General features: G+C 73.1%; 12 protein-coding genes. 7 read left to right on the top strand and 5 right to left on the bottom strand.

The window, feature by feature from the left end; genetic code table 11:
• Nucleotides 1–16 precede the first annotated feature (16 nt).
• The 3 genes from BZZ08_RS12640 to BZZ08_RS12630 form a co-directional block, all read right to left on the bottom strand.
• Entirely contained in the window at nucleotides 17–1,525 is a 1,509-nt protein-coding gene (locus BZZ08_RS12640) for a DUF5719 family protein (protein ID WP_104632279.1), read from the bottom strand.
• Nucleotides 1,522–5,313, bottom strand: a complete 3,792-nt coding sequence (locus tag BZZ08_RS12635; RefSeq protein WP_104632278.1) for a glycosyltransferase family 2 protein — start codon at nucleotides 5,311–5,313, stop codon at nucleotides 1,522–1,524. Before BZZ08_RS12635 ends, BZZ08_RS12640 begins: the two co-directional genes overlap by 4 nt.
• A gap of 189 nt (nucleotides 5,314–5,502) precedes the next feature.
• On the bottom strand, nucleotides 5,503–5,766 hold the full coding sequence (locus BZZ08_RS12630; protein ID WP_003975777.1) for a WhiB family transcriptional regulator: 264 nt from the start codon (nucleotides 5,764–5,766) through the stop codon (nucleotides 5,503–5,505).
• 686 nt (nucleotides 5,767–6,452) lie between these two features.
• Between BZZ08_RS12630 and BZZ08_RS12620 the strand changes: the two genes are divergently transcribed.
• The 4 genes from BZZ08_RS12620 to BZZ08_RS12605 all read left to right on the top strand — a co-directional run bounded on the left by BZZ08_RS12620 (nucleotide 6,453) and on the right by BZZ08_RS12605 (nucleotide 10,401).
• Nucleotides 6,453–6,974 (top strand): cysteine dioxygenase, encoded by a 522-nt coding sequence (locus BZZ08_RS12620; RefSeq protein WP_104632277.1) that lies wholly within the window; start codon nucleotides 6,453–6,455, stop codon nucleotides 6,972–6,974.
• A 44-nt stretch (nucleotides 6,975–7,018) separates the two neighbouring features.
• Nucleotides 7,019–7,978 (top strand): 2-phospho-L-lactate transferase, encoded by a 960-nt coding sequence (gene cofD, locus BZZ08_RS12615; RefSeq protein WP_104632276.1) that lies wholly within the window; start codon nucleotides 7,019–7,021, stop codon nucleotides 7,976–7,978.
• Complete coding sequence (locus BZZ08_RS12610; protein ID WP_104632275.1) at nucleotides 7,975–9,306, top strand: coenzyme F420-0:L-glutamate ligase; 1,332 nt, start codon at nucleotides 7,975–7,977, stop codon at nucleotides 9,304–9,306. Before cofD ends, BZZ08_RS12610 begins: the two co-directional genes overlap by 4 nt.
• Before the next feature lie 114 nt (nucleotides 9,307–9,420).
• Nucleotides 9,421–10,401 (top strand): DNA-3-methyladenine glycosylase family protein, encoded by a 981-nt coding sequence (locus BZZ08_RS12605; RefSeq protein ID WP_104632274.1) that lies wholly within the window; start codon nucleotides 9,421–9,423, stop codon nucleotides 10,399–10,401.
• Between the two features lie 202 nt (nucleotides 10,402–10,603).
• On the opposite strand, the gene BZZ08_RS12600 is transcribed toward BZZ08_RS12605, so the two are convergent.
• Together BZZ08_RS12600 and BZZ08_RS12595 are read right to left on the bottom strand one after the other, a co-directional pair.
• Nucleotides 10,604–11,689 carry a nucleotidyltransferase family protein gene (locus tag BZZ08_RS12600; RefSeq protein WP_104632273.1) on the bottom strand — a complete coding sequence of 362 codons (1,086 nt, stop codon included), beginning with the start codon at nucleotides 11,687–11,689 and terminating at the stop codon, nucleotides 10,604–10,606.
• 75 nt (nucleotides 11,690–11,764) lie between these two features.
• Nucleotides 11,765–13,024, bottom strand: a complete 1,260-nt coding sequence (locus tag BZZ08_RS12595) for a peptidoglycan recognition protein family protein (RefSeq protein WP_104632272.1) — start codon at nucleotides 13,022–13,024, stop codon at nucleotides 11,765–11,767.
• Nucleotides 13,025–13,163: 139 nt separating this feature from the next.
• On the opposite strand from BZZ08_RS12595, the gene BZZ08_RS12590 reads away from it, so the two are divergent.
• The 3 genes from BZZ08_RS12590 (at nucleotide 13,164) to BZZ08_RS12580 (ending at nucleotide 17,391) form a co-directional block, all read left to right on the top strand.
• Nucleotides 13,164–13,928 (top strand): TIGR03089 family protein, encoded by a 765-nt coding sequence (locus BZZ08_RS12590; RefSeq protein WP_198601439.1) that lies wholly within the window; start codon nucleotides 13,164–13,166, stop codon nucleotides 13,926–13,928.
• 302 nt (nucleotides 13,929–14,230) lie between these two features.
• Nucleotides 14,231–15,421, top strand: a complete 1,191-nt coding sequence (locus tag BZZ08_RS12585) for an LCP family protein (protein ID WP_104632270.1) — start codon at nucleotides 14,231–14,233, stop codon at nucleotides 15,419–15,421.
• Nucleotides 15,422–15,687: 266 nt separating this feature from the next.
• Nucleotides 15,688–17,391 (top strand): LCP family protein, encoded by a 1,704-nt coding sequence (locus BZZ08_RS12580; protein ID WP_104632269.1) that lies wholly within the window; start codon nucleotides 15,688–15,690, stop codon nucleotides 17,389–17,391.
• Nucleotides 17,392–17,396 lie beyond the last annotated feature (5 nt).

The following is a 17,396-nucleotide window of genomic DNA, read 5'->3' as shown; positions in this document are numbered from 1 at the left end:
CGGTCGCCCCCGGCCACTACTTCTGTACTACCGACAGGTCCTCGTCCGCGTTCGGCACCGAGACCGTGCCCCGGTCGTCGGGGAGGGTCTGGACCGTGAAGGCCGCCACGTCGTCGTCCGAACCCGTCAGGGTGCGGGACGCGTGGACGGGGCCGCCCGAGACCGTCTCGACGGTCAGCGCGTAGGAGCCCTTGAGTCCGGCGGGGACCGGTGCCTCGACGTTCTGGGTGGTGCCGGCCTTGATCGTGTACGTCTTGGTCGCCGGCGTGCCGCCCTCGGTGCCCGCCGACGCCGTGACCTTGACCTGCGCGGCCTCGCCGGGCGCGGACAGGGCCAGGGTCGTGCTCTTGGCGCGGTTGTCCGCGACCGTCGCGCGCGCCCCGACCGGATCGGAGGCCGGGATGAACGCCGACTCCTGCTCGTCGCCCTTGCCCCGCACGACCCGGACCGCGGCCACGACCGGCACGGCCCGGTCCGTCGGGGTCAGCACCAGCGAACCCGCCTCGCCGCGGGTGACCTCACCGAGGTCGACGCCGGTCGTCATACCGGCCTTGACGTGCACCGTCTCGTGACCGGCGGGCGTGATCAGCCCGGACGGCGAGGCGAGCCGCACCTTGAGGTCGGCGTCGGTGCCACCGGGCGTGAACAGCACCAGGCGTACGGCGGTGGCGTCCTTCGGGATGCCCGGCAGCACGAGGTCGCTCGCCGGGTCGGCGGCCGCGGTCAGCCAGTCGCCGCCGGTCTTGTCGTCCAGGGCCTGCACCGCGGCGCCGACCCGTCCGCTGCGCACGCCGACGTGCACGGTCAGGTCGGTCTGCTTCACCTCGCTGAGCGTGGACAGCAGGATGGACTCACTGCTGTGCGGCGGCACCGTGACCCCCTCCCCCACCGTGGTCTTCAGGGCGCCGTCCTTGCCGTACAGCTCGATGTCCACGACGGCCGCCGAGTCGTCGGGGTTCGTCAGGTGCACGTAGTCGGTGCGGCCGGTCGTCGTGCCGGCGCCCGGGAACCAGAACTCCGTGTCCGGGGCGCCGCAGTTGACGCCCTGGAGGCCCCGGCCCGTCCCGGCGGCGACCTCCGTGGTCTGCTGGACCGTCCAGCCCGGCGCGTGGCCGCCCTCGGCGGTGCCGATCAGCGCGGGGGTGTCGGCGCCGGTGGTCTTCCCGGCGGCGGGTGTGCCGGGTGCCTCGGGCTGGAGGACCGGCTTCTCCTTCTTCTCGCCCTTGTCGTCCTTCTCGTCGGACTTGCCGTCCTCGGTGGCGTCGGCCGACTCCGCCGTCGTGAGCGTCGCGCTGCCCTTCTCGTCCGCGCCCTTCGTGACGGGCGTGAAGGACGTGTACGCGGTCTCGGCGAGGTCGGAGGTGCTGGGCGCCGGGCACAGCAGGCTGGTGCGTTCCACGGGCAGCCGGGCGGCCGGTGCCGCGGTGTCCGTGCCCGAGCCGTCCGGGGCGGACACGGCCGCGAAACCGGTGACGGCGGCGAGCGCCGTCGCACAGGCGATCAGGGACAGGGTCGTGCGCTTCACTGCTGGCTCCCGTCGGGACGCTCACTGCCCGTGCCGTGGGGCTGCTGCTGGGGCTGGGAAGGGTCGTACGGCGTGTCGTATCCGCCCTGGCCGTACGCCTGGTCGAAGGCGGGGTCGTAGCCGCCCTCCTGAGCCTGCGTCGGGTCGCCGTAGGCGTAGGGGTCGTACTGGCCCGCCCCGTACTGCGCGCCCTGGCCGCCGTGCCCGCCCTGGTAGGCGTCCGGCTGGTACGGGTCCGCCGCCTGGTACGGCTGCTGCCCGTACGCGCCCTGGTCGTACTGCTGGGCGCCCTGGTACTGGTCGCCGTAGCCGCCGCCGTAGGAGCCGTAGTCGGCGCCGGTGTACCCCGTCGCGTCCCATTCCCCGTACGCGGGCTGCTGCGGGACCGGCGCGGGTGCCTCCGGGGGCGGCTCGGGCATCTCGGCGGCGTCTCCCGCCGCCTCGGGACCCGGTTCCGCCGGCCCGCCGGCCGCCGCCTCGGCCTCGGCCTCGGCCTGGGCCCGCAGTCGCCGCGCCCGGCGTCCTTCGCCCTCGACGGGCTGGGCGGGGACGAGCGGCTCGTCGGGCAGGTCGTCGTCGACGTCGCGGCGCCTGCCGGGCAGGGCGAGCACGACCAGCACCAGGCCGAGGAGTCCCTGGACCCACAGCCAGGCCGTGTGCGTGAACGGGTCGTCGTAGGTGACGTTCAGTCGGCCGCCGGAAGCGGGGAGTTGGAAGCCCTGGGCCCAGCCGTCGACCGTGGTGCGGGTGAGCGGTTTGCCGTCCAGGGTGGCGGTCCAGCCCTCGGCCGCGGTGTCGGCGAGGCGCAGCACACGGCCGTCGGCGCCCGCCTTGATGTCGGTGTGGATCTCTACGGGCCCCGCCGCCACGGGCTCGGGCTCGCCGCCGCCGGACGTCCCGGCACCGGACTTGGCGCCGGACACGATGGTCGCGCGCGCGACCTCCTGGTCCACCCGCCACAGTCCGCTGCCGTCCTGCTGGCTGAGCCTGCTCAGTCCGGGCGTGGCGTCCAGGACGCGGGTGACCTCGCGGGGTGCGCCCTTGTGCACGAGCACATAGCGAACGGCGAAGCCGCCGAGCTGGTCGGCCTGGTCGGCGCCGGAGCCGGCCACGAGGTTGGCGACGACCTTGTCGAGGGTGCTGTTCCCGCCGTCCCCGGAGGCCAGTTCGCCGTCGCCGAGGCGGGCGCCGGAGCCGCGGACCAGCATGTAGCCCACGTGCGCGGCGGAGTCGCTGTCGAGCACGAGGGTGCGGGCCTGGTCGCGGGTGTGGCTCTCCTCGGCGACGAACGCGGGCACCTGGACGGGGTCGCGCCGCTCAACGGGGCCGTCGGCGCCGCCGATCATCCAGCCGACGGCGGCGATCAGCGGGCCGAGGGCCGAGGCGAGGGCGATCAGGGCGGCGACCGGCTGGCGCCAGCCGAAGCTCTGTTCGGCCACCCGGAAGCGCGCCCCGTCGGCGCCGAGGGTCGCGGCGGACAGCAGGGCGATGCCGTAGACGAGGGTGGCGGGTCCGGCCCAGGCGGAGCGGTTGGCCAGGACCGAGAAGACGAGGGCGACCAGGGCGACGACCCAGGCCGTCCGGATGCCCAACTGCCGCTCGGAGCGCAGCAGGGCGGCCAGCGCGGCCAGCACGACGCCGACGAGGAGCAGTCCGCCCACCGTGCCGGGGCCGCCGGGGCTGGCGCCGAGCAGGTCGAGCGCGGAGGCGGCCGAGGCGCCGTACTCGAGCCCGGCCTCGTCGAAGAAGCCGAACGGCAGCAGCGACAGCGACCAGGGCGCGAGCAGCAGCAGCGGGGTGCCGAGCTGGGCGAGGAAGCGCGGCCCGTACGCCGTGATCTCGCCGCGGCGCAGGGCGAGGACGCCGACGCCGAGGACCAGCGCGACGGGCCACACCACGGGCGTGAAGGCGGTGGTGATGGTCAGCAGCAGGGCGTACGCCCAGGTGGCGCGCCAGCTCCCGCGGGCGCCTGAGGAGCTCGTCAGGCCGGCCGCCGCGACAGCCGCGCGCGCGATGAGCGGCAGCAGCACGGCGAGGACGGCGGTGCCGATGCGGCCACCGGCGAGCGCGCCGGTGGCGGCGGGCAGGAAGGCGTAGGCGACGGCGGCCCAGGCGCGCAGCAGCCGGGACGGGACCAGCGGCCGGGAGGCGAAGTACGCGGTGGCACCGGCCAGGGGCACCGAGCAGACCAGCAGCAGGGTGACGGCGAATCCGGTGGAGCCGAGCAGTACGGAGGCGAGCGTGGCGACGAACGCGAGGTAGGGCGGCGCGGAGGCGGTGCCGCCGGTGCCGACGGTGTGCCAGGCGTCCACGTACCGCGACCACAGCTCGCCCGCGCCGGCCGGTGCGGGCAGCAGTGCGCCGCCGGACAGGGCGCCGCCGCCGAGGAGCGCGCGGCAGGCGGCCAGGGAGACGAGCAGCAGCACCAGGAAGAGCACCGGGCCGGGCTTGCGGGCGATGCGCTTGAGGCGGGCGAACTGCTCGATCTCCAGGAAGTCGGCGTCGTCGCCGCCGGGTCCGGACTCGATGGCGCTGCCGTGCCGTCCGGCGCCCGCGGCGGCCTCGGCGTCGGAGCTGCCGAAGAGGTCGCCCGCGACCTGCTCGACGGTGGCGCGGACGGTCGCGCCGGGGGGCGGGAACAGGGGCCGCAGTTCGTCCTTCTCGACCTGCGGGCGGCCGCGTTCGCGCCGGCCCGCGATGATCCGCTCGGGGCGCAGCAGGACGCTCAGCAGGCCCCGGATCTCGTCGAGGGCCTGCCCGGGGACCTTGCCGACGAGGTAGGCGACGGTCCGCAGCAGCGTGCCGAGGACGATGCGCAGCAGCACCCAGGGCAGGGCGGCGGTGCGGACGTTGACGAGGAGGGTGTGGACGGCGCCGGCCTTGTCCACCTTGTGCGGTGAGGCGGTGGTGCGGCCCGCGCAGTCGACGGCGCGGCGTTCGCGCGAGGCCGCCTCGGCGTGGCGGACGACCGCCTCGGGGGCGACGAGGACACGCAGTCCGGCGGCGTGGGCGCGCCAGCACAGGTCGACGTCGTCGCGCATGAGGGGCAGTCGGCGGTCGAATCCGCCGAGCCGCTCGAAGACGTCGCGCCGGATCAGCATGCCGGCGGTGGACACCGACAGCACGGTCCTGACGTGGTCGTGCTGGCCCTGGTCCTGCTCGCGGCGGTCCAGGCCGGTCCAGCGGCGGCCGGAGTTGGCGATGGAGACGCCGACCTCGAGCAGCTGCCGGCGGTCGTACCAGCCGCGGAGTTTGGGACCCACGACGGCGACGTCGTCGCGGCCGAGTTCGTACTCGGTGTCCACGACGCGCAGCAGCTGGGCGAGGGCCTCGGGTTCCGGCGCGCAGTCGTCGTGCAGCAGCCACAGCCAGTGGACCGGTTCTCCGTGGGGGAGGTCCGGCAGGTCGTAGGCGTCGTCGCGCCAGGTGCGGGTGACGGGGTCCCAGCCGCTGGGCCGCCTCAGGTACGGCAGGTCCTCGGGGGTGAGCACGGGGGCGGTGCGGGCGGCCTCCTCGACGGCCTGGCCGAAGCCGGTGCGCCGGGCGAGGTGGAGCACGCGGTCGTCGCCGAGGGCGTCGGCGACCAGCCGGGAGGACTCGTCGGCGCTGCCGGTGTCGGCGGCCACGGCGTACTGGACCGGGCGCTCCTGGCCGAGCAGCCCGGCGAGCGCGTCGGGCAGCCAGCGGGCTCCGTCGTGGGCGACGAGAACCGCGGTCACCACGTGACGCGGGAACTCAGGTGTGGCAGCGAGGTCGTGCTGGGCTGCCGTGTGACTCTGCACGGACATCGAGGTACGGGCCCCGGTTCGGTGGACTGCGGTGGACGCCCGTGCCTATGGGGAACGGCGGGGCGTCTCGGACGAGCGCCCACACTATCGGCTGGACACAGGGGCGGCCCGCCGCCTGTGGACAACCCACCGGCGACGGGCCGTTCCCGCTGTCCGGACCGTTTCTGCCGCCGCGTCAGGCCACGACCGTCAGACCGCCGCCTTCTTCAGCCGGCGGCGCTCCCTCTCGGACAGGCCGCCCCAGATGCCGAAGCGCTCGTCGTTGGCAAGGGCGTACTCGAGGCATTCGGAGCGGACCTCACAGGCGAGGCAGACCTTCTTGGCCTCGCGGGTGGAGCCGCCCTTCTCGGGGAAGAAGGACTCGGGGTCGGTCTGGGCGCACAGTGCGCGCTCCTGCCAGCCGAGTTCCTCGTCCGCGTCGTCGACCAGCAGTTGCTGCACCAGCTCGGTCATGTGCGCCCCTCGTCTGTCTTTCGCGTCCCCGTGATCTAGCCGTTACCGATTCCGGCTGAACGACACGAGTGAAATTACAAGTGTGCTGCTCCGGGCGAGTCAAGCCGAGATCTGCTATTGAGCCCCTTATTCACTCTGCGGAACCAAGGCCATGCAGTAAGTGTTCAAATCGCCATAAACCTTGACATACCAAAGAGGCCCGAAGGACACCCGTCCCGATTCACACCTGCACCAGGAAGGACGCCCCGGCGTTCGATCCCGTTCCGATACACGCGCCGAAGCGAACCTGATCACATTCGGATCACGGGATCGCAACGAGGGTTGTGCACCCGGCTTGTGCGCCATGTGTCCCGGAAGTCGTCTGAGCAAACCTTTCGCCATCGCGATCAACCGGATGAGGTGAAACATGTCCCACATAACGGGCATCGAGTTGACAGTGCTGGTGTGAACCGCTGTCCTTGAGGGCATGCTCGCGAACTTGGCGCCCACCTCGACCCGCACCGCCGGGTCCCACGGTGCTGCCCGCGCTCGCTGTAGCTGTTGCCGCTGTTCCAGCTGTTGAGCCAACCGCGCTCCGGCTGTCCCCGAGTCCACGCGACTCGACTGCCGCGTTCCCGCCCCACCAGGGCGTCTCTTCGTCATTCGCTCCGCTCCCCGCACTCTTCCGCCGAGGAACCACCGCACCCATGAACAGCGACAGCGACCTCCAGATCGCCGGCGACATCCTCGAAGTCCCCCACCTGCTCCAGGCTCCGCGCGAGCACCCGGCCACCGTCGCCGAGTTCGCCGGTCTCGTCCGCTCCATCGCCGCCGACCGCTCCGCGTGGGAGCACCTCGTCCGGTACGACGCGACGACACGCTGGTACCACCGGCTGCGCACCGGGCCCGGGTACGAGGTCTGGCTGCTGTCCTGGGTGCCGGGACAGGGCAGCGGACGCCACGACCACGGCCACTCCTCCGGCGTGTGGACGGTCCTGGAGGGCACCCTCACCGAGCACACGGCGCGCGGCACGCACGCGTTGGGCGCCGGTACGCAGCGCGTGTCCGCGCCGGGGTACGTGCACGAGGTGGTCAACGACGCGCTGGAGCCGGCGGTCAGCCTGCACGTCTACTACCCGGGCCTGACCGAGATGCCGATGCACGCCCCGCAGTGCTCGGCCGCCGCCGCGCCCGAGGACGCCACGGCCGACGCCGCACCGGCACGGTGAGAACTGGCTGACGAGTTGTCGTACCCGCCTGCAAGACTGGGCCCATGCGCATTGTGGTTCTGGCAGGCGGCATCGGTGGTGCCCGGTTCCTGCGTGGTCTCAAGCAGGCCGCGCCGGACGCGGACATCACGGTCATCGGCAACACCGGGGACGACATCCACCTCTTCGGGCTGAAGGTCTGCCCGGACCTCGACACGGTGATGTACACGCTCGGCGGCGGCATCAACGAGGAGCAGGGCTGGGGACGGGCCGACGAGACCTTCCACCTCAAGGAGGAACTGGCGGCGTACGGCGTCGGCCCCGAGTGGTTCGGCCTCGGTGACCGCGACTTCGCCACGCACATCGTGCGGACACAGATGATCACCGCGGGCTTTCCGCTCAGCGCGGTGACCGAGGCGCTGTGCGACCGCTGGAAGCCTGGGGTGCGGCTGATCCCGATGACCGACGACCGCGTGGAGACGCACGTGGCGGTCGAGCTGGACGGGGAGCGCAAGGCGGTCCACTTCCAGGAGTACTGGGTGCGCCTGCGCGCCTCCGTCCCCGCCGAGGCGGTCGTGCCGGTCGGCGCGGAGCAGGCCAAGCCGGCGCCCGGCGTCCTGGAGGCCATCGCCGAGGCGGACGTGATCCTCTTCCCGCCCTCCAACCCGGTCGTCTCCGTCGGCACCATCCTCGCCGTGCCCGGCATCCGGGAGGCGATCGCCGACGCCGGGGTGCCGGTGGTGGGCCTGTCCCCCATCGTCGGGAACGCGCCCGTGCGCGGGATGGCCGACAAGGTGCTCGCCGCGGTCGGCGTGGAGTCCACGGCCGCCGCGGTCGCCGAGCACTTCGGCTCGGGCCTGCTCGACGGCTGGCTGGTCGACACGGTCGACGCGGACGCCGTCACCCGGGTGAGGGCGGCCGGCATCCTCTGCCGCGCCGTACCGCTGATGATGACCGACCTCGACGCGACGGCGCAGATGGCCCGCGAGGCGCTGACGCTGGCCGAGGAGGTGCGGGAGGCATGAGCGAGGAGACACGCGACGGCGCCCCCGGCCGCGGGGACGGCTACCGGGTGTGGGCCCTGCCCGGCCTGCCCGAGGTGCGCCCCGGCGACGACCTGGCCAAGCTGATCGCGGCCTCCGAGCCCGCCCTGGCCGACGGGGACGTCCTGCTCGTCACGTCCAAGATCGTCTCCAAGGCCGAGGGCCGGGTCGTGGAGGCCGCCGACCGGGAGGCCGCGATCGACGCGGAGACCGTACGGGTGGTGGCCCGGCGCGGCCCGCTGCGCATCGTCGAGAACCGTCAGGGCCTGGTCATGGCGGCGGCCGGCGTCGACGCCTCCAACACCCCGCCCGGGACCGTACTGCTGCTCCCCGAGGACCCCGACGCCTCCGCGCGCGGCATCCGCGAGGGGCTCCGCGACACGCTGGGCGTGGACGTCGGCGTCATCGTCACCGACACCTTCGGGCGGCCCTGGCGGGCCGGGCTCACGGACGTGGCGATCGGCGCCGCCGGCGTCCGCGTCCTCGACGACCTGCGCGGCGGCACGGACGCGCACGGCAACCCGCTCGGCGCCACCGTCGTCGCCACCGCCGACGAGCTGGCCGCCGCGGGCGACCTGGTCAAGGGCAAGGCCGCGGGCCTGCCCGTCGCCGTGGTGCGCGGGCTGCCGCAGGTGGTCGCCGGGGACGACGGCGAGGGCGCGCGGGCGATGGTGCGCGTCGCGCGCGACGACATGTTCCGTCTCGGCACCTCGGAGGCGGTACGGCAGGCGGTCACGCAGCGGCGCACGGTACGGGCCTTCACGGACGAGCCGGTCGACCCCGACGCCGTGCGCCGGGCGGTGGCCGCGGCGGTGACCGCGCCGGCGCCGCACCACACCACGCCGTGGCGGTTCGTGCTGCTGGAGTCCGAGGGCTCCCGCACCCGGCTCCTTGACGCGATGCGGGACGCCTGGATCGCGGACCTGCGGCGCGACGGCAAGAGCGAGGAGTCCATCGCCAAGCGCGTGCGGCGCGGCGACGTCCTGCGCAACGCGCCCTACCTGGTCGTCCCCTGCCTGGTCATGGACGGCTCGCACACCTACGGGGACGCGCGGCGCGACGGGGCCGAGCGGGAGATGTTCGTGGTCGCCACCGGCGCGGGCGTGCAGAACCTGCTCGTCGCGCTCGCCGGGGAGCGGCTGGGATCCGCGTGGGTGTCCTCGACGATGTTCTGCCGGGACGTCGTGCGGGAGGTGCTGGGGCTGCCGGGCGACTGGGACCCGATGGGGGCGGTGGCGGTCGGGCATCCGGCCGAGGAGCCGAAGGCCCGGGCGGAGCGGGACGCGGAGGCGTTCATCGAGGTGCGGTGAGCCCTCTACCCTCGTAGGGGCTCTCTCGTTCTCTTCCCGGCAGGGCTCTCGTCCCGTTCTCTTCTCGGCAGGGCTCTCACCCCGGCCTTCCCGCTTCGCCCAAGGACCTCACTCGTGGCAGGACGTTTCGCTCCCCGGCCCCCGCGCGCCGCCGTGCGCGGCGGGATACCTCGGCAGCCGCCCGCGCCGGGCCGGGTGCGGGTGTGGGTGCCGGACGGGCCGCTGGACCTGGGGCTGGTGCTCGGTCCGCTGCGGCGCGGGCCGGGCGATCCGACGTTCCGGACGATGCCGGACGGGTCGGTGTGGCGGGCCAGCCGGACGCCCGCCGGGCCGGGCACGCTGCGGGTCACCGCGCGCGGCGGTGAGCTGCGGGGCGAGGCCTGGGGGCCGGGGGCCGAGTGGCTGCTGGAGCGGCTGCCGCGGATGCTGGGCGCCGAGGACGAGTCGGCGGCGTTCGTGCCGCGGCACCGGCTGCTGGCGTTGACCGCGCACCGGCGTCCGGGGCTGCGGCTGGTGCGGACCGGGCTGGTGCTGGAGTCGTTGATCCCGTCGGTCCTGGAGCAGAAGGTCACGACGCTGGAGGCGTACCAGGCGTGGCGGCTGCTGGTACGGAAGTTCGGGGAGCCGGCGCCGGGGCCCGCGCCCGGGCGGATGTGCGTGATGCCGTCGGCGCGGACGTGGGCGCTGATCCCGTCCTGGGAGTGGCATCTGGCCGGGGTGGACAACAAGCGGGCGTCGACGATCCTGCGGGCCGTGCGGGTCGCCGCGCGGCTGGAGGAGGCGGCGGGGATGGAGCCGGCGGCCGCGCAGGAGCGGCTGGAGCTGGTCTCCGGGATCGGGCCGTGGACGTCGGCGGAGACCGTGCAGCGCAGTCATGGGGCGCCGGACGCGGTGACGGTGGGCGATCTGCATCTGCCGGGGATCGTGGGGTTCGCGCTGGGTGGGGACCGGTATGCGGATGACGCGGAGATGCTGCGCTTGCTGGAGCCGTACGCGGGGCAGCGGCATCGGGCGGCTCGGCTGGTGCTGTTGAGTGGGCGGGTGCCGGGGAGGCGGGCGCCGCGGATGGCTCCGCGGGGGATTGAGCGGCTGTAGGTGGTCCGGGGTTCCTTCGCACCCTGCCTGGGTGTGGGCGCGGGGGTGAGTCGCGCGGCCCGGCGTCGCGGGGTGCCGCTGCGCCCACCCGTGCCGCCCGGGGGTACCTCCCAGGCCGTTCAGACACCGGGGGCGGCACGACTGCCCGCAGCTGGGGGCAACGGCGGCCGAGGGCGGCACGACTGCCCGCGGCGGCGAGGGTCTACGAGGCGTCCGGGGAGAAGCGCAGGGATGCCGGGGGGATGTGGGCGTTGCACCAGATCCGGGCGCCGGAGCGGAGTTCGTTGTCGGCGCCGATGACCGCGCCGTCGCCGATGACCGTGTCGGCGAGGACCGAGCGGGTGCCGACGCGGGCCCGGGTGCCGATGAGGGAGTCGGTGATGACGGCCCCCGGCTCGATGACGGCCCCCGGCAGGATCGTGCTGCCGAAGACCCGCGCGCCCTCCGCCACGAAGGCGCCCTCGCCGACCACCGTGCCGCCGGCCAGCTTGGCGTCGGGAGCGACCTGCGCCGTGGGCAGGACGAGGCGGTCGCCGCAGCGGCCCGGCACGGCCGGGGACGGGGCGCGGCCCAGGACCAGGTCGGCCGAGCCGCGGACGAAGGCCGCCGGGGTGCCCAGGTCCAGCCAGTACGTGGAGTCGACCATGCCCTGGAGGTGCGCGCCGGTGGCGAGCAGCTCGGGGAAGGTCTCGCGTTCGACCGAGACCGGGCGCCCCGTCGGGATCGTGTCGATGACGGAGCGGCGGAAGACGTACGCCCCCGCGTTGATCTGGTCGGTGACGATCTCCTCCGGGGTCTGGGGCTTCTCCAGGAAGGCGAGCACCCTGCCCGTGTCGTCCGTGGGGACCAGGCCGTACGCCCTCGGGTCGGTCACCTGCGTCAGGTGCAGGGAGACGTCCGCGCCCGTCGTCTCGTGGGTGCGGACCAGCGCGCCGATGTCCAGGCCCGTCAGGATGTCGCCGTTGAAGATCAGCACCGGCTCCTCGGGGCCCGAGTGCAGCCGGGACGCCACGTTGCGGATGGCGCCGCCGGTGCCGAGCGGCTCCTCCTCCGTGACGTACTCGAGGTGCAGGCCCAGCGCCGAGCCGTCGCCGAAGTACGGCTCGAAGACCTCGGCCAGGTAGCTCGTCGCGAGCACGATGTGCTCGACGCCGGCCGCCTTGGCCCGCGCCAGCTGGTGCGTGAGGAACGGCACTCCGGCAGCCCGGACCATGGGCTTGGGCGTGTTCACCGTGAGCGGGCGCAGCCGCGTGCCCTTGCCGCCGACCAGGAGGATCGCTTCTGTCACCTGTCGTCTCTGCTTCCTGCCGGGACCGGCCGAACTGTCTTTCGGCGGGCCAGTGTATGCAGACCGTTCCCGCGCTCAGCGGCCCTGGTACTTCGCCGCCTTCGAACGGGCCGTGCCGAGCTTGGCGTAGAGCTTCTTGCCGGGGCAGTTGGTGGCGAAGCCGTCACGGTGACCGGAGATGACGTCCAGTCGTACTTTCTTGCCCTTTCGGTAGAGGTTGCCACCCCCGGACTTCAGGTATGTCTTCCCGCGCGGATTCATGCCGTAGAGCCCGACCTTCCACGCGGTGAGCCGGGCGATCGCCTTCAGCGCGGCCGACGACGGCTTCTTCGAGCTGTAGGTGCCGAGCACGGCGATTCCCATGCTGTTGGAGTTGAACCCCAGGGTGTGGGCGCCCAGCACCGGCTTGGACACGCCTCCGGCCCGGCCCTCGTAGATGTGTCCGCACTTGTCGACGAGGAAGTTGTAGCCGAGATCACGCCAGCCCATGCTGTTGACGTGGTAGCGGTAGATACCGCGGATGACGGACGGCGCCTGTGCGCAGCGGTAGTTGTTGCCGGTGGCCGAGTGGTGCACGAAGGCCGTCTTGACCTTCTTCGTGTACACGTACCCCTGCTCGCGCAGCTTCTCGTCGGCGCCCCAGCCGCGGCGCGTGATGATGCTCGGGCGGGGACCGACATGCGGCTCGGCCTTCTGCCGTGCGGGAAGTGCGGGGCGTGCGGGAAGCGCTGGAAGCACGGCGGGTTCCGCCTGGGCCCGCGCACGGGTCGTCGCCTGGGGGGTGTCCTCGCCGGGGTCCACGAGTTCGAGCCGCAGGCCGGTGGGGAGCGGCGCGGCGGACCGGGTGGTGCCGGGCGGCTTCTCGCCCCGTACCCGCGCCTCGACGCCGTCGGACTCGCCCACCCACAGGGGTGCGGTGGCGCCGCGGACACGGCCCGAGGTGCTCTCCGGCGTGTCCGGGTCGGCGGAGTGGTCGGCGTTGTGGGTCTCCAGTTCCTGCCAGCCGGACCAGGTGCCGGTGGCGACGGTCCGGGTACGGACCTCGACGCGACCGTGGAGTTCGGTGGCGGGGCTGTCCCAGACGACGCCGACGAGCGAGAAGCGCCGTACGTCCCGGCGGCGCAGGCCCTGTTCGGCCGCACCGGGTGCACGGTCGCGGGCGAGGGGGGCGAGGGGCAGCGACTGGGTGCCGCCGGGGGCGTACGCCCCGTGCCGTGCGGTCGAACTCGTCGCGGGTGGGGCCGAGGAGGTGGCGGCTGCCGCGGGCGGGGCGAGCGGGAGGGCGAGGGCCGCCGCGCACGTGACGCCGGTCGAGGAAGCTAGGAATCCACGCATGCCCCTGATCCTGGACATGGTCAGACAAATATGTCTACTTGGGATCTGACGGGCCGTAGGGTGTTTTGGTCCGATCCGGTGGTGGTGCGGTACGCCGTCCGCTCGGTGCCCGTTGCCCGGCCCGCGTACGCTTGCGCGGGTGAACGCGACCGACCGCACCCCTGCCGACCTGCTGAGTTCCGCGCTCGCCGCGGACCCGGGACGCCCCCTGGTGACCTTCTACGACGACGCCACGGGCGAACGCGTCGAACTGTCCGTGGCCACCTTCGCCAATTGGGTGGCCAAGACCGCGAACCTCCTCCAGGACGAACTGTCCGTCGAACCCGGCGACCGGGTGGCGCTGCTGCTGCCCGCGCACTGGCAGACGGCCGTGTGGCTGCTGGCGTGCGCCTCGGTGGGTGTCGTCGCCGACGTGGCGGGCGACCCCGGGGCGGCGGACGTGGTCGTGAGCGGGCCCGAGCCGGAGTCGCTGGAGGCGGCGCGGGCGTGCTCGGGCGCGCGGATCGCGCTGGCGTTGCGGCCGCTGGGGGGCCGGTTCGCGCCGGCGCCGCCGGAGGGCTTCGCCGATTACGCGGTGGAGGTGCCGGGTCAGGGGGACCGGTTCGTGCCGTACGTGCCGGTGGACCCGGAGGCGCCGGCGCTGATCGTGGCCGGGCGGGAGTTCAGCGGGGCGGAGGTCGTGGAGCGGGCTCGGGCGGAGGCGTCGGGGCTGGGGCTCACGGGGCCGGGGGCGCGGATCCTGTCGGGGTTGCCGTACGACACCTGGGAGGGGCTGAGCGCGGGGTTGTACGGGCCGCTGGCGAGTGGGGGGTCGGTGGTGTTGTGCCGGCATCTGGAGCTGGCGGGGGCGGGTGTGGTGGATCAGCGGATCGAGGCGGAGCGGGTGTCGGCGACGGCGCGGTGAGTCTCTGCCGGTTGGGTGGTGGACCGGCGTCGAGGTGACGCCGGTGAGTCGGTGACCGGTGCCGGGCCTGTGCTCGGCGTCGGTCTCGGCGCGGGGTGGGCTGCGCGGCCCGGCGCTGACGGGGTGCCGCCCGCGCCCACCCGTGCCGCCCTGGGGGTACCTCCCAGGCCGTTCAGGCACTGGGGGAGGCACGAATGCCCGCAGCTTGGGGGGCGCGCCCCCGTTCGGCCTACGTCCGTTCCGTCTTCGAGCCCGGCTCGGGGCATGGTCGTACCAGCGCGTGGGTGTGGACGGAGGCAGGCGTGGGTGATGACGCGGGTACGGCGGCCTCCCGCGGGGACCCGGGGCGCGGGGCGTCCGCGAGCGGGACCGGGCTGAAGCGGCGGCGACGCAGGCGGCGGCTGGGGATCGCCGGGATCGTGGTCGTCGCGCTGGCCGGGGGCGCGGTGGGCGTCGGGTGGGCGGTGTACGCAAAGCTGAGCGGCAACATCACGTCGGACGAGGCGGCCGCGGCCGAACTCGCCCGGTACGAGAAGGAGCGGCCCACCTCGCTGGTGCGCGGCGCGCAGAACGTACTGCTGATCGGATCGGACTCGCGGGCCGGGGACGGCAACGCGCGCTACGGGCGGGATTCCGGGACCGAGCGGTCGGACACCACGATCCTGCTGCACCTGGCCGCGGGCCGGGACAGCGTCACCGCCGTCTCCCTCCCCCGCGACCTGATGGTGCGCGTACCCGGCTGTCACCGCCCGGACGGGTCCCGCACCGAACCGGCGCTCCAGCAGTTCAACTACGCCTTCGCGGCGGGTGGTTCGGCGTGCTCGATCCGTACGGTGGAGAAGCTGACCGGCATCCGCGTCGACCACCACGTGGTCGTCGACTTCGCGGGCTTCAAGGAGATGGTCGACGCGCTCGACGGTGTCGAGGTGTGCCTGCGGAAACCGGTCGACGACAAGGACGCCAAGCTGAAACTGCCCGCGGGCCGGGTGACGCTCGACGGGGAGCAGGCGCTCGGGTACGTCCGGGCCCGCAAGTCGCTCGGCGACGGCAGCGACACCGACCGGATGGACCGGCAGCAGCGCTTTCTGGGCGCGCTCGTGAACAAGGTGCAGAGCAATGACGTGCTGCTGAATCCGGTGAAGCTGTATCCCGTTCTGGACGCCGCCACGTCGTCCCTCACCACGGACCCGGACCTGGCGAATCTGCGCGGTTTGTACGACCTGGTGCGCGGGCTGCGCGGGATTCCCACCGAACGCGTGCAATTCCTGACCGTCCCGCGGGAGTCGTACGCGGCCGACGCCAATCGGGACCAGCTCGTGCAGCCCGACGCCGAGAAGCTGTTCACCCGCCTGCGGACGGACGAGCCGGTGACGATCGCGGCTTCCCGGCAGGACTCGACGGGCGGTACGACGCATTCCGGCGAACCCCGTGACGCCGATTCCCCGGCGCCGACGTTCAGCGGGAACACGGCCGACGAGAACATCTGCGAGTAAAGCGCACTCCAAGAAGGGGCAACCCCGGGTGCAAGAAGGCATGCGCGTGCGGACAATTGTCCGATAAATGCGCCGTATTGCCCAGTTGTAAAGGTCGTGGAATGCGTCACTGCCGTCGCCCCGTGCCCGACGGGACGGTTAATGTGAGCGATCCGGTGTGCCCGGCCGCGGAGTTCTGCCCTGGCCACGCACTGAACTGACGTGAGCGAGACCGGGCGCCCGGAGGGGAGGGCGCCGCGTGGCCCCGACGGAGGATTCGGACAACCGTGGACGCGCAAGGCCGTGGGCGGGCGGAGGACATCGACCCCGCAGACCAGTGGGTACTCAATCCGGACACCGGCGACTACGAACTGCGACTGCCCCCTTCCGCACCGCAGTCACCGATCCCGGCCCCCCGCCGGGCCTCGCCGGCACCGGTTGCCCCCGAGGTTCCCGCGCCCCGCAGGCGCCGTGCGGCGCCGGAGGAGCCGCCGCCGGGACGGCGCGGTCGCCGGCGGCCGGCGAAGAAGAAGTCGCGGGGCAAGAAGATCCTGCTGTGGACCGGCGGCACGATGGCGTTCGTCATCCTCGCCGCCGGCACCGCCGGATACCTCTACCTGCAGCACCTCAACGACAACATCGAATCCCTCCCCGACGACGGCGCGAGCACCGGTGGCTTCCAGAAGGACCAGGCCATCAACATCCTGCTGATCGGCACCGACAAGCGCACCGGCTCCGGCAACGACGGCTACGGCGACAAGGGCAGTGCCGGCCACGCCGACACCACGATCCTGCTGCACGTCTCCAAGGACCGCTCCAACGCCACCGCCCTGAGCATCCCCCGCGACCTGATCGTCGACGTCCCCGACTGCCCGACCACGCAGGAGGACGGGAGTACCAAGGTCATCCCGGGCTCCACCGGCGTCCGCTTCAACACCAGCCTCGGCCAGGGCGGCCGTACGCCCAGCTGCACCATGCGGACCGTCACCGAGCTGACCGGCGTCAAGCCCGACAACTTCATGGTGGCCGACTTCAACGCGGTCAAGACGCTGACCTCGGCGGTCGGCGGCGTCGAGGTCTGTCTGGCGAAGGACATCGACGACCCGGACTCGCACCTGAAGCTGCCCGCGGGCAAGCACACCGTCGAGGGCGAGCAGGCCCTCGCCTTCGTCCGCACCCGGCACTCCGTCGGCTTCGGCGGCGACCTGAGCCGCATCGAGATCCAGCAGCAGTTCCTCAGCTCGCTGATGCGCAAGCTGAAGTCCAACGACACGCTCACCAGCCCGACGAAGATGGTGAAGCTGGCCGAGGCGGGCACCGAGGCGCTGACCGTCGATGCCAAGCTGGACAGCATCGGCAAGCTGAAGGACCTCGGTCTGGAGCTGGGCAAGCTCAACACCAAGAACCTGACCTTCGCCACCGTGCCGGTGAAGGACAACCCGGCCGAGAAGACCCCGGTGACCGTCGTCCTCAAGGACGGGCCCGCCCAGCAGGTCTTCGACATGGTCAAGAACGACGTCTCCTTCACCGAGGTCAAGAAGAAGGAGAAGGAGAAGCAGAAGAAGGAGGACGCCGCGGTCGCCGCCCGCCTGGAGGGCGAGAAGTCCGAGCCCGGTGAGATCCGCGTCCGCCTCCTCAACGGCGGCGCCTCGTCCGGCAGCGCGGGGCGGGAGCTGACCTACCTCCAGAACGAGGCGGGTGTCACCAAGTCCGAGAACGCGGGCAACGCCCCCGCCGAACTCGCCAGGACCACGCTGGAGTACGCCCCCGACCAGGCCGACCAGGCCCGCGCCCTCGCCGAGATCCTCGGCCTGTCCGGCGCCGCCATGAAACCCGGCGAGAGCGTCACCAACTCCCAGGGCCTGCCCACCATGACCCTCACCCTCGGCAAGGACTTCAAGGGCGCCGGAGTCAAGCTCGACGCCACCTCCGCGCAGGCACCGGAGGACCTCCAGAAGTCCACGGCGGACAAGGTCGAGTGCGCGAAGTGACCTGA

This window comes from Streptomyces sp. MH60, from assembly GCF_002939385.1.
GTDB lineage: Bacteria > Actinomycetota > Actinomycetes > Streptomycetales > Streptomycetaceae > Streptomyces.
Note: the sequence above shows the minus strand (reverse complement) of the source record. Positions and strands in the feature narration are given on the sequence as shown.